This is a genomic window from Nocardia sp. NPDC101769 (genome assembly GCF_044766925.1).
Taxonomy (GTDB): Bacteria; Actinomycetota; Actinomycetes; order Mycobacteriales; family Mycobacteriaceae; genus Nocardia.
Map to the genome: position 1 here is coordinate 158193 of NZ_JBIWMX010000021.1, position 12648 is coordinate 170840.

General features: G+C 66.4%; 12 protein-coding genes and 2 pseudogenes. 2 read left to right on the forward strand and 12 right to left on the reverse strand.

Features of this window, described 5'->3' with window-relative positions:
- Window positions 1-44: 44 nt before the first annotated feature.
- From ACIRRA_RS29085 to ACIRRA_RS29140, 12 genes and pseudogenes are all read right to left on the reverse strand, one after another.
- A pseudogene (locus tag ACIRRA_RS29085) lies at window positions 45-647 on the reverse strand (ATP-binding protein); the annotation flags it as partial.
- A 98-nt stretch (window positions 648-745) separates the two neighbouring features.
- Window positions 746-1345, reverse strand: a complete 600-nt coding sequence (locus ACIRRA_RS29090; protein ID WP_402774498.1) for a DUF6262 family protein — start codon at window positions 1343-1345, stop codon at window positions 746-748.
- Window positions 1342-3879 carry a tyrosine-type recombinase/integrase gene (locus ACIRRA_RS29095; RefSeq protein WP_402774500.1) on the reverse strand — a complete coding sequence of 846 codons (2538 nt, stop codon included), beginning with the start codon at window positions 3877-3879 and terminating at the stop codon, window positions 1342-1344. Before ACIRRA_RS29095 ends, ACIRRA_RS29090 begins: the two co-directional genes overlap by 4 nt.
- Window positions 3876-5018, reverse strand: coding sequence for a tyrosine-type recombinase/integrase (locus tag ACIRRA_RS29100; RefSeq protein ID WP_402774503.1), 1143 nt, complete (start codon window positions 5016-5018; stop codon window positions 3876-3878). Before ACIRRA_RS29100 ends, ACIRRA_RS29095 begins: the two co-directional genes overlap by 4 nt.
- Before the next feature lie 157 nt (window positions 5019-5175).
- Window positions 5176-6087, reverse strand: a pseudogene (locus tag ACIRRA_RS29105) (YifB family Mg chelatase-like AAA ATPase); the annotation flags it as partial.
- A gap of 1 nt (window position 6088) precedes the next feature.
- Entirely contained in the window at window positions 6089-6445 is a 357-nt protein-coding gene (locus ACIRRA_RS29110) for a YraN family protein (RefSeq protein ID WP_402774505.1), read from the reverse strand.
- A gap of 86 nt (window positions 6446-6531) precedes the next feature.
- Window positions 6532-6837, reverse strand: coding sequence for a DUF2469 domain-containing protein (locus ACIRRA_RS29115; protein ID WP_040859817.1), 306 nt, complete (start codon window positions 6835-6837; stop codon window positions 6532-6534).
- A 43-nt stretch (window positions 6838-6880) separates the two neighbouring features.
- Window positions 6881-7636 (reverse strand): ribonuclease HII, encoded by a 756-nt coding sequence (locus ACIRRA_RS29120; RefSeq protein WP_402774508.1) that lies wholly within the window; start codon window positions 7634-7636, stop codon window positions 6881-6883.
- Between the two features lie 27 nt (window positions 7637-7663).
- Window positions 7664-8485: a signal peptidase I gene (lepB, locus tag ACIRRA_RS29125; RefSeq protein WP_402774511.1), complete on the reverse strand. Its 822-nt coding sequence runs from the start codon at window positions 8483-8485 to the stop codon at window positions 7664-7666.
- 119 nt (window positions 8486-8604) lie between these two features.
- Window positions 8605-8946, reverse strand: a complete 342-nt coding sequence (rplS, locus tag ACIRRA_RS29130) for a 50S ribosomal protein L19 (RefSeq protein WP_040859818.1) — start codon at window positions 8944-8946, stop codon at window positions 8605-8607.
- 164 nt (window positions 8947-9110) lie between these two features.
- Window positions 9111-10811 (reverse strand): alpha-keto acid decarboxylase family protein, encoded by a 1701-nt coding sequence (locus ACIRRA_RS29135; RefSeq protein ID WP_402774513.1) that lies wholly within the window; start codon window positions 10809-10811, stop codon window positions 9111-9113.
- 36 nt (window positions 10812-10847) lie between these two features.
- Window positions 10848-11783 (reverse strand): hypothetical protein, encoded by a 936-nt coding sequence (locus ACIRRA_RS29140; protein WP_402774515.1) that lies wholly within the window; start codon window positions 11781-11783, stop codon window positions 10848-10850.
- 157 nt (window positions 11784-11940) lie between these two features.
- Here ACIRRA_RS29140 and ACIRRA_RS29145 point away from each other — a divergent pair, with 157 nt between their 5' ends.
- Together ACIRRA_RS29145 and ACIRRA_RS29150 are read left to right on the forward strand one after the other, a co-directional pair.
- On the forward strand, window positions 11941-12150 hold the full coding sequence (locus ACIRRA_RS29145; protein ID WP_402774518.1) for a molybdopterin-binding protein: 210 nt from the start codon (window positions 11941-11943) through the stop codon (window positions 12148-12150).
- Between the two features lie 68 nt (window positions 12151-12218).
- Window positions 12219-12551 (forward strand): VOC family protein, encoded by a 333-nt coding sequence (locus ACIRRA_RS29150; RefSeq protein WP_402774521.1) that lies wholly within the window; start codon window positions 12219-12221, stop codon window positions 12549-12551.
- Window positions 12552-12648 lie beyond the last annotated feature (97 nt).

Sequence of the window (12648 nt, forward strand, 5' to 3'; positions counted from 1 at the left end):
TACACCAGTGCGCTGCATCGAATCAGGGTTGTCCGTCGTCTCGCTCATGCTCCACCTCGCTGTCGAAAGCTCAATGCCTGCAGGACGTCCTGGGCGCTGGGCACCGCACCGCCACGCAAGTCGCAGATAGTCCAGGCAACTCTGATGGCGCGGTCGGCGCTGCGGGCGGACATGCGGCCGTGCTGGAGTGCGTTCTCGACCGGGGCGAGCGCCTCACGGGGCAACCGGAAGCGTTGGCGGAGCACGTGACCGGGGACCTCCGCATTGGTGGTCATGCCGAGTTCGACCCATCGTTTCGCGGCCGCATTCCGTGCCGCTGTCACGCGGGCGCGGACCTCCTCGCTGCTCTCGACCTCGTCGCCGGTGAAGGCTCCGGCGGCCTGGGCGTGCATCTGCACCGAGAGATCGATGCGATCCATCAGCGGGCCGGAGAGTTTGCCGAGGTAGCGGCGGCGGGCCAGGGGCGCGCAGATGCAGTCGATATCGCGCGCGGGTGCGCACGGGCACGGGTTGGCCGCAAGGACGAGCTGGAAACGGGCCGGGAAACGCGACACCCCGTCCCGGCGCGCAATGCGAACCTCGCCTTCCTCCAAGGGAGTTCGCAGCGCTTCGAGGACCTTGCTGCCGATCTCGGCGCACTCCTCGACTTTTCCGACCGCCCGACGGTCATTGCCGTCACTGAGCAGTCCTTTCTCGTCACGAACATGTTCGCGACGTGGGTGGAGGCGGTTACCGGACCGAATCGCTAGTTCTGGCGCGGGGAGCCGGGTCCGGTTGTGGGTTGAAGATCGAGGAGCGTGGCTTCAAGGTCAGCGATTCGTTTGTCGAGGAAGCGGTTGTTGTCGCGCGAGCCCCGCAGCCGGTCGGTGAGTCCTCGGTTGGCCTGGGTGAGCTCGATCAGACGCTTCTTCAGGTCGGTGTTTTCGGTGATCAGTCTTTGGATGCTGTCTTCGGGCAGATCGCCCTCGAGATCTCTGATGCGGCCGAGGAGTTCGCCGATGGTGGTGCGTTGCTGGGCTATTTCGCGATATGTCTCGCTGAGGCCGTCTTCGGCGTTGAGGGCGCGCTCTCGCCAGTTGGCTTCGACGTCCGCGGATTCTTTGGCGCGGTCGTTCATGCGTTGGCTGGTGGAGGCGTTGACGGCTTCGTCGACGAGCTTGCGGGCTTCTGGATGCTCGTAGAGAAATGTGCGGGAGACGTCGGCTCGCCGCGCGACGCCGGCGAACGTGACTTTCGCGTGCTCGCGGCTCATCTGGGCGATGACGGTGCGGACTCGCTCGACCATGCCGTTCGTCGCCGTCCTGCGAGCGTCGATTGCCGCGGCGGTCCTGTCGGCGGTTGTCATGTCGTCTCCGGATCGGAATCGCTTCCGCTGCTGTTGATTTCGAGTTCGGCTAGCTCTGTGGCGCGGAATGTTGTCGACCAGATTCGGTGGAAGTAGTCTTGCGGTCGGCGCAGGTCCATTTGCAGGGCTTCCTCCAGCAGGCCGAGACCTGCCAGCGCCTTCTCCAAGCCCTCGATGGCCCGGGCTGTGGGGTCGAAGACCTTGTGCAGGTAGTCCGCGGTGGCGTCGTCCGGCGCGCGTTCGGCGATGGACCGCCATTGCTCCTGCTTGCGGCGCCAGTAGAGGAGATCCGCTCCGGAGAGCACGAAGTGATCGCAGTTTTCGCAGTTGAGTTTCCAGGGACATGAGCCTCCGTTGACGACGGGCTGGAACGTGCAGAACCCGCCCTCGGCGGGGGTGCTGCGTCGCGACAGATCCAGCGACAACGCCATCGCCTCATCCCGGCTCAGTGGAGTCGTTGCGTCGGAAAGGAGTTCGCCTGGTCGGGCCGAGCCCGGGCCCGCAACCCAGACCGTCTGCAGGATGTCTTCCAGGTCCGAGTGCGCGACCTTGGTGTAGTGCTCGGCCATCGTTTCGGAAACATGTCCCAGGTAGCGACGGATGTGGGCCAAGCTGGCTCCCGCGCGAAGCAGGTTGGTCGCCAAGGTGTGGCGAGCCTGGTGAGCGACGGTCCGTGGCAGGTCCAGCCCGTCGACCCATTGCCGGAACGGTTTTCGGAAGTATGTGTAGGAGACGCTGCGGGTCAGGTCCGGGTTGGCAACTCTGGTGGGAAACAGGGCAAGAGCGGCGCGTTCGGTCGCAGTGGGCAGTCGTCCGTTCCAATGCTCGAAGCGGGTGATGGTCTTTTCTCGCCGCGCGTCGATTCGCTGGTAGAGACTTTCGGGGATGCGGATGCCTTCGTTGAGGTTTCCGACCTTGGTTTGGTCGTGCCAGAGAATCGGCAGCCCGCCGTAGCGGCCAACGCAGTCGAGCCTGAGTTCGGTGATCTCCCGGCATCGTCGCCCGGTCAAGACGATGGCTTCCCAGATGTCACGCAACCCGAGATCCAGAGGGTCGAGACCCGCCAGCCGTTGCAGGTTGGTCTCGTCGGCCAATGCGCGAGCGACGTTGTCGCTGAATGGATTCCGCTTCTTCTTGGGATCCGGCCCGCCCCAAGGAATCGCTGCGGCGAAGGCGTAATCGAGTCCGATTTCGGCTGCGCGGCCAGTTTCGATGGCCCAGTAGAGCAGGTGCCGACACCGGTTGAAAACGTTGCGCCGCTGGTCGATCGTGACGATGGGCGCGGAATCACGGATCCAGCGAAGGGTCGCGACCGCGTGCAGGCCATGGCGTTCCCGGTAGCGTTGGTCGGCGACGAATTGTTGGGCGTGCTCCTCTCGAAGCAGCTGTGGATTGTTGCCGCCCTCGGGCGCGTTGAGCTGCAGGAACGCAGCCAATTCGGCAATGCCGCGGCGTGTTTGATCGAAGACGGCGCGAGAGCGGGGGCAGTTCGGTGAGCGCAGCATCTCGGCCAGGCGGTCCCAGAGCAGGTCTCGCAACCACCGTTGCGGGATGAAAGTGAGGTCATAAGCACTGGTGGAGCGTTCGAATCGCCGCCCGAAGTGGTCGGTTTCGATGTATCCGGCTTCTTTGGTGTCAGCCGGGCTGTAGTAGATCAGGCGCAGCGAACGGACCATCTCGTTGCAAATCTGTTCGAGGCCTTTGGCTTTCCCCCGGGTCTTGAAGTCATGGTCGGCCAACTCGGCCATGGACAGGTAGCCGTGGCGGCGGCAGATATTGATCAGGCTCTGAAACCGGCTCATGTCCCACTGCCGTCGATATTGGGAGAACGCGTGGGCATACAACCCCCACTTGAACTCCGCGCGAACCAGCGGCGGCAGGCCGCGCAGGTTGATCAGGTCGAACCGATAGGTCGGATCGGCTTGGACGTAGTACTTCCTCATCGCTGAGGCCATCACGTCCCGGTCCAACCCAGTCCCGAATTGCTGAGTGAACCTCTGGTGATGCGGAAAACACAGGCCCCAGCGTTCCGAGACCGCGCGATGAGGGCAGACAACGCATCGGCATTCCCCGAAGCCTGGTTTCGCGGGCTCGTTGGCGATCCAGTGTTCGTAATCGGTGTGGCCCCGCTCGACCTGGACCTTCCAGGCGTAGAGGTGTGTGCGGCAGAGCTCGTGCCCGCCGACCGCGGGCCTCTCCGGACAGATCCGGCAGACTCCCGGATCGGTGCCCGAGAGAGCGGTCAAAGGTTGTGCGGCCGCCAGGAACTCGGCTCGGCTGCGTCCCTCGGCTTTGGCGGCCTTCCATTCGAGGTGATGATTCGCGCAAGTGGGGGTGCTCTGCATTTTGACGCGCTCGCAGTCGGCGACCTGGCAGCCCCAGCCGAAGGCCGGGTGGTCGCGGGGAACCTCGATGATGTCGTCGCGATAGAGCGGATCGAAGCTCGGTGCCGCAATCAACGCGGCGAGCAACTCGAGTCGGTCACGGGTTTGACGACTCCCGTTGTCGTTGGGCAGCACGATCAAAGGGATCATGCCTCGGCTCCCCAAACGTGATTGAGGGCTGCGACGAATGCGGGATCGTGCAGGTCAACGTGCCCGTAAATCTGCTCGACGGTAGTCGCTGAAGCCCATCCCCCGGCGTCGCGGGCGATCACGGAGTTGCCGCCGGCGGCGTCGAGGACCTCGGTGGCGAATCCGTGGCGGAAGGCGTGAGGTCGGATCGGACTGAATCCGAGCTTGGCGCTGGCCCGCTTGATCACGTTGCGGACCGCGACCGGCGCCAGGGGTTGATGCAGATTCCGCCCGTGTAATTGGACCAGCAACTGACCGTGCTCGGCGTCCCGCGGGTATTCGGTGGTCATGTATTCGAAGTAGGTGTGGATCATCGCTGGGCTGACTCGCCGGACCAGGCCGCCGACGATGATTCCGCGATCGAGAGTCCATGGATACTTGGTTTTGGCCCGGGCCTGGTTCCGGTTCGTTTCCCGGTGACAGATGTGGACATGTGCGGAACGGCACTGACCACAGTCATGGCTTTCGCGCAGGTGCAGGTCGACCAGATGCAGACCACACAGTTCTCCGATGCGAAACCCGCCGTCGGCAAGCCAGGTCACCACCATCCGGTCACGGGCCTTCGGCAGCGCCTCGACCAGCGCGCTGCGGGCTCCCTCTGGCGGCAACTTCGGATGGCGGCGGATCGGCCGCGACGGCCGCAACGGGTTGGCGGGCAACGAATTTACGACGTGACCGAGGAAGATCCGACTCCGGTCGGCCTTGGTCGGCAATCGCGATTGCTTGAACTGCCCCGTCAGCTCCTGGTTGATCCCCCGCGATCCCTGATAGACGTAGAACCCCTTCAGGCACGCCGCAGCCGTCTCCAGCGTCGATTGCCGATAAACGGATTTCCCTGTGCGCCAGGGCCTTCCGAACGGTCCCGCGTATTCGGCACCCACCGCACCCATGTAGCGCATCAGGTCCTGCATCGTCACCGTGTCCGCCCGCAGGCACTCCGCTTCCAGCCATCGCAGATGGTCGACCAGCAGATACGCATATGTCCGGATAGTGCCACCGGCCAGCATCCGCAGGAACCGATCCGCCATGTCATGAACCCGTCCGTCCGGGTGGAGGATGGTGAAGGCAGTGCGGCCATCACCTCGCCGGATCTCCTGCACACGAAGGTCATTGAGGACCGGCCGACCACCCACGCATCCTCCGAATCCTTTGAGCGAACGCCACGAACACAAAGAGCAAACTGAGTTAAGGCAGGCTACTGGGCCGAACGGATAGCCACGCCGAACATCACGAACACGCGGGGAATAGGTCGGAAAAGTCCAGGAACAGGACGCCGCGATGGGCGCAGCTGACTGCCCCGGGCCGGGCGGAACCCGAACCGCCGCCGATCATCGCCGCGACCGACGACGAATGATGGGGCGCCACGAACGGCGGCGCGGTGATCAGCGGGGCATCGTCGGACAGCGCGCCCGCCACCGAGTGAATCGCGGTCACCTCCAGGGAATCCTGTTCGCGCAGCGGCGGCAACAACCCCGGAAGCCGTTGCGCCAACATGGTTTTCCCGACGCCGGGCGGGCCGGTCAGCAGCAGGTGATGCCCGCCCGCCGCGGCCACCTCCAGGGCCCAGCGCGCCTCGTCCTGGCCCACCACCTCGCGCAGGTCCCCGATCGATGGCTTGCCCGTCGGCTGGACAGGATCGGGAGGTGCGAGCTCACCGCCACCACGCAACCAATCCAGTAGTTCGAGCAGGGTCGACGCCCCCAGGACGCGAATGCCGTCGACCAGGCCCGCCTCGGGCAGGGCGTCGGTCGGGACGATGACGACGCGCCGCCCCGCGTTCCGCGCCGCCAGTACCGCCGGGAGTACGCCACGCACCCGGCGCACGCGGCCGTCCAGCGCCAGTTCACCCAGCAGCACCGAATCCGAGAGGCGGTTGGACGGGATCGCCCCGGCGGCGTCCAGCACGGCACCGGCCAGGGCCAGGTCGTACACGCTGCCGACCTTCGGCAGCGTGGCCGGGGACAGGGCGAGTATGACGCGGCCGTCGGGCCACTTCTCGCCCGTATTGGTGACGGCGGCGCGGACACGGTCGCGGGATTCCTGGAGGGTGGTGTCGGGGCGGCCGACCAGATGGACCGAGGGGAGGCCCTGGCCGATGTCGGCTTCTATTTCTACGAGTTGACCCTCTACGCCGTTGACGGCGACGGAATAGGCTCTGCCCAAAGGCATTTCAGAACACCGCCTTCAGGTGGCGGATCTCCGGGGTGCGGCCCGGACGCAGCAGGACAGCGACCACGTCGAAGCGGATGCGCAGATGCGGGCCGTTCTGTTCGCGCAGCCAGCGGGTGGCGAGCTCGCGAATGCGGCGTTGCTTGAGGTAGGTGACGGCTTCCTCAGGTGGGCCGCAGGTCAGGGTGCGGCGGGTTTTGACCTCGATGAAGACCGTCACCTCGCCCTCGCGGGCAATGACGTCGAGCTCGCCGAAGCGGCATCGCCAATTGCGGGCGACAATCTCCATGCCGGCGGCGCGGAGAAAGTCCGCGGCCAGTTCCTCCCCCTGCGCTCCCAGCGCCAGATGCTGTGCCATTCAGCCAGCATGGCCGGGCCCGCGATGGACCCGGCCATGCCGAACTGGGAAAACAGTGAGCCTGTGGATAACCTGCGGCTTGTGGACTAGTCGGGAAGTCGCAGGTCGGTCTTCTCCAGCTCCTCGATATTCACGTCTTTGAAGGTGATCACGCGAACGTGCTTCACGAAGCGCGCCGGCCGGTACATGTCCCACACCCATGCATCCGACATCCGTACCTCGAAGTACACCTCGCCATCGGCGTTCTGCGGCCGCAGTTCGACGGAATTGGCGAGGTAGAAGCGACGTTCGGTCTCCACCACGTACGAGAATTGCCCGACGATGTCCTTGTACTCGCGGTACAGGGATAGCTCCATCTCGGTTTCGTACTTCTCGAGGTCCTCGGCGCTCATCGGGTGGAACGTCCTCCTTGTCGCCCAACTGGGTGTAGAAACATCATCCCGCATACGCCGTGTCGGTAGCCACTCGGCCGGTCTCCCGGACGTTTCGCCACGATCGGCGGTGCTCGGGGGTGATGCCGAGACGGGTCAGCGCCTCATTGTGCTCGGGGGTGTTGTAGCCCTTGTGGGCGGCGAACCCGTAGCCCGGGTATTGCTCGTCCATCTCCACCATCATGCGGTCACGGGTCACCTTGGCCAGCACGCTGGCCGCGGCGATGCAGGCTGCCGAGGCGTCACCGCCGATCACCGGCAGCGACGGCACCGGGAGACCCGGCACCCGGAAACCGTCGGTGAGCACGTAGCCGGGCACCGGATCCAGCCCGGCCACCGCACGTCGCATGCCCTCGATATTGGCCACGTGGATGCCGATGGCGTCGATCTCCCAGGCCGGGATGACCACCACCTCCCAGGCCAGCGCGAGCCGCTTGATGATGGGGAACAGCTGTTCGCGGGCGTTCTCGGTGAGCTTCTTCGAGTCGTCGAGACCGGCGAGGGAGGTGTAGGCCTTGGGTGGCAGCAGGCAGGAGGCCACCACCAGCGGGCCCGCCGCGCAGCCGCGCCCGGCCTCGTCGACGCCCGCGACCGGGCCGAGGCCGCTGCGGATCAGCGCGGCTTCCAGGGTGCGTAGCCCGCCCGCCTGCCGCATGACCACGCGCGGCGGCCAGTCACCGCGGTCGATCCGCTGAATCTTCTTGCCGCCGCTCGCCTTCCGGTTCACGCCGGTCTCGGCGGCCCTCGCCATCTTCCCCACCGGTCGATTATCCCGCGATTCTCGGTTCTACTGCGGGTCCTGCGCCCGGACCGGGCCCATCCGGCTCGGCGGCCAGATCTTGAACACGGCCTTGCCGCGCACATCCTTCACCGGAACGGTGCCCTGCAGCTCGTCCTTCATGTGGTAGCGGGAGTCGGCGGACTCGGCGCGGTTGTCACCCATCACCCACAGGTTGCCGGCGGGCACCTTGATCTCGGGGAAGGCCCGGCCGCCCGCGTTGAACTGCACGTCCGGGTGCTGGGCGTCGAAGGGGTTGTTGAACTTCACGTACGGCTCGTCGAGTGGCTTCCAGTCGGCGCCGGGGCTGTCGTCCTTGACCAGGATCCGGCCTTGCGCGTCACAGCATTTGACCGATTGCCCACCCGTGGCGATGACCCGCTTCACCAGATCGTTCTCGTCCGGCGGCACCAGGCCGAAGAAGGACAGGAAGTTCTGCACCCCGCGCACCACGGTGTTGGAGGAGCGGATCGACTTGTAGTGGCTGTTCCACGAGCTGGTCGGGCCGACGAACACCACCACGTCACCCGGCTCGGGATCGCCGAAGTAGTAGCTCAGCTTCTCGACATAGATGCGGTCGCCGGTGCATCCCGCGCAGCCGTGCAGGGTGGGTTCCATGGACTGCGAGGGAATGACGTAGGGCCGGCCGATGAAGGTCACCAGCAGTGCCACGATCAGGGCCGCGAAACCGATCAGGATGGGCAGTTCCTGCCAGAACGGGCGTTGCTTCTTCTTCGGCTTCGGCTGGGGGGTTCCGGGGGCCTCGGGCGTCTCCGCCCCATTGCCATCGCCCGACCCGGACTTCGTCACCGACTCGCTCTCGTCTGCCACCGGAACAGAGTAGCCCGGCACCGCGAAGAACCATGCGGTGCCGGGCTACTCGTTGTCGGCGAGCCGACTGCCGATCCTGCGCCGAACCGTGCACCGGCTCAGCGGGAGCTGCGACTACTTCAGCGCTTTTCCTTGATCTTGGCGGCCTTGCCGCGCAGATCGCGCAGGTAGTACAGCTTGGCGCGACGCACGTCACCGCGGGTCACGACCTCGATCTTGTCCAGGTTGGGGCTGTGCACCGGGAAGGTGCGCTCCACGCCGACACCGAACGAAACCTTGCGCACGGTGAAGGTCTCGCGGATGCCACCGTTCTGGCGGCGGATGACGACGCCCTTGAAGACCTGGATGCGCTCCTTGTTGCCTTCGATAACCTTCACGTGCACGTTGACCGTGTCACCCGGGCGGAAGTCCGGGATGTCGTTGCGCAGCGAGCTTGCGTCGACGAAGTCGAGGGTGTTCATGTCCGTCCTTATGGGAGTTCGCGCGAACAGAGGAACCTGGCGGCTACCCGGGGAGGGTGCTCTACCGGTTCGTGCTCCGGATATTTGGGCGGTGCCCGGGCACAGAGCACCCAAAGCAACCTGAGCATTGTGCCAGACGCCGGGATCGTGCGGTTAATCGGCCCCTACGTGCGGGTATTCGCGGGGGTGAGAGCGGCGGCGAGGTCCGAGACCAGCGGCGGGTAGTCGGTGGTGCCGGTGATCACCTGCAGGAAGACCAGTCGGTCCTGCTCGTCCGTCGCGACTGTCAGACAGTGTTGCAGCTCGCCGACCGTGGTCGCGCGGAGGGTGAGGACGGACTCGGCGTCGCCACCGAAGGCGTGCGGGAGTTCGGGCCAGCGCCACGGGGCGATGTCGTTGTACGGGGCGGCCGGACCGTGGATGGCGCGTTCGATGGCATAGCCGTTGTTGTCGACCAGGATGATCACGCCGTTCACCTGCTCGCGGATCCAGATGCCCAGCTCTTGGATCGAAAGCTGGGCCGCGCCATCGCCGATGACGAGGACCGCGCGACGGTTCGGGCAGGCGATGCCCGCGCCGAGGGCAGCCGGGAGGGCATAGCCGATCGAGCCCCACAGCGGCTGGCCGAGAAAGGTGATGCCGGTCGGCATGCGGAGCGTGGCCAGGCCGAAGAAGGCCGAGCCCTGGTCGGCCACGACAATGTTGCTGTTGCCCAGCGCCGCCGCGACCAGGGGCCAGAGGGCGGCCTGGGTGAGCGGGGCGTCCACGGCGGGCGGGGCGTCCACGGCGGGCGGGGCGTCCGATGCGGCGGCCGCCGGGGCGGGAACCGGTGCGGGACCAGCGAACTCGGGGGCGAGCTCGGCGAGGATCTCCAGGGCCGCGGTGAGCGACAGGGGCGCGAAGGCGTCGACTCCCCCGATCACCGTGCGCTCGGGACCGATATCGAGGGTGCGGTGCGGGTCGATGCGGTGGCTGAAACCCGCGGTGATGCTGTCGGTGTACTGGACTCCGACCGTCACCAGGCGGTCGGCGTCCTCGACGGCGGCACGTAGCTGCGGCGGGGAGGCCGCGCCGGTGTAGACGCCGAGGAAGTTCCGGGCGGATTCGTCGACCACGGTCTTGCCCCAGGCCAGGGTGGCGTGCGGGAGTCCGTGCGGTTGGCCCGGGGTCGGGCCGACCAGGGAGCGCAACCGGTCGGTAGCTCCGACCCGGTCGACGAAGATGTCCGCGAGGACGGTCACCCGACGGCCGCCGAGAAATTCGCGTGCCGCCTGCGCGAAGGCTGCCCGCGCGCCCGCACTCGAGAAGTCGGCGGGCGGCGCCAGCGGCGTCGCGGGCGGGGACACCTCCACCCGCGCGGTATCCGTGGCCAGCATGAGATACCCCGGACGGCGGTGCACGCGAACCGAATTCAGCACCCGGTCGATCTCCGGGCAGGCGTCGGCCGCGCCGAGATCGGCCTGCGCACAGGTGACTTCGGCGGCGATGCGGCGGAAGTGGTGGAAGTCGCCGTCGCCGAGAGTGTGGTGGATGACGCGGTGACCGGCCTGGACGTCCTTGGCGGGCACACCGACGATATGCACCACGGGCACATGCTCGGCGTAGCTGCCCGCGATGGCGTTGACCGCGCTCAGCTCGCCCACGCCGTAGGTGGTGACGACCGCGCCGATACCGCGCAGGCGGGCGTAGCCGTCGGCGGCGTAGCCGGCGTTCAGCTCGTTGGCGCTGCCGATCCAGCGGATGCCGGGGTGGGCGATGACATGGTCGAGGAACTGCAGATTGAAATCGCCGGGGACGCCGAAGATGTCGGTGACGCCGAGTTCCCGGAGCCGATCGAGCAGGTAGTCGCCGACAACGTAGCCCATGGGTCAACACTGACACGCCGACCGAGAGTCAGCAACTTATTGGCTATCTATCGATTCCGGGGGACGCTCCACGGACGTGGGCCCGGAGGGCCGATCCATGGGCTTGCGCACGGGAAGCAGGTGCAGGTGGGCCGGGTGCGGCGCGGGCGGGGCCGGGACCACCGTCCGGGCCAGCTCCTCCTCGGCGGCGCGGAGCACGTGCGCGGCATCGGGCTTGCCCGCCAGCAGGTCCTGCACGAAGATCTTGGCCCGGATCACCGGGCGGCGATAGCGGCGCTCGCGCCGCACCGCACGCCGCATGAGGCCCGAGCCGGCGGCGTAGCGCCAGCGCGCCCAGGGTGCGCCCGGGCGGCTCAGCCGCAGCGCGCCGATGACCAGCAGCGGCGGGAAGAACATTCCGAACAGACCGGTCCAAATCTTGCCCTTGGCAATGACCATGGCCGCCAGCAACAGATTCCCGAACGCGAACACGATCGTGAACAGCCGCTCGGGCACATTCTGATCGGTCCGGAGATCACGGATATTGCCGATGTCCAGCAACCACAGCGGATGGAAACCGAGCAGCAGCAGCCCGGTCACGGCAAGGGCCACGAACACCGCGTCGACCGACGTGCGGCCCTGCTCCTCCCAGTACACGTCGCGCAGGTAGTAGATGAGCGCGAACTCGTCGAGCACCAGCGCCGCGCCGAGCCCGAACACCGCGGCCAGCGCACTGATCACGCCGACGCTGCTCTGATACAGCGTCACGAACCCCATGCCGGAGCCGAGCACCAGGATCACCCCGAACACCATGTGGTGGATGTGCACATCCCCGGCCCGCACATTGCCCGGCCACCAGCGCACCTGTTTGCGGATGAGCCGCACGCTGATTCGGATCAGCAGGAACCCCACGATGAACCCCAGAAGCAGGCATGCCAATGGCAATCTGCCGTGCGCCACCACGACATCTTCCCACCACCGATGCACGGCCATGCCCGTGTCGCCTCCGAAACCCTCGTGCGAACGCCAACCCCCGCCACGCTACCCGCGCCGCCGACCCACACGGAAAGATCACATTCGATCGCAACCTGATAGAGCAACCTTCCAGCCACCATCGAAACGGCGGCCACCGGTGACTAGGCTCTCCACCATGCGACTGAGCACACGAAATCAACTCGATGGAACAGTCACCCATGTCACCCGCGGCGAGGCCATGGCGGTGGTGCGCATCCGCCTCACCGGCGGTGACGAGATCACCTCCTCCATCACGCGCGACGCCGCCGACGATCTGGGTCTCGCCGACGGCAAGCCCGTCAAGGTCCTCATCAAATCCACCGAGGTCTCCCTCGGCGTCGAGTAACCCACCACGAGCACGCCGAGGCGCCCCGAACCGGGAACGCCTCGGCGTCTTCATTTTTCGGAGCTTCCATGCCGGACGACATCACCTTCGAGGGCGTCGCCCCCGTGATCCCGGTCCTCGACCTCGACGCCGCCCTGGCCCGCTATCGCCGCCTCGGTTTCAGTGTCCACGCCTACGAGGGCGACGCCCGCTACGGCTTCGCCGACCGCGGCCGCGTATCCCTGCACCTCACCGAGTGGGACGAACACGACCCGAAACGCACCGCCGCGGCCATCTACCTCTACGTCTCCGACGCCGACGCGCTGCACGCCGAGTGGGCCGCCGCAGACCTGCCCGGCCGCCTCACCACCCTGGTCGACACCGATTACGGCCTAAGGACTCCTAACAAAGTGAGAGGTTGACAAGTCGACGCCAGCAGATGATGCCGCAGGCCAGGCTGAGGAATGCTTCGTGGATGTCGTCGCGGATTTCCCAGCGGATGCGCAGCCGGCGGAACCA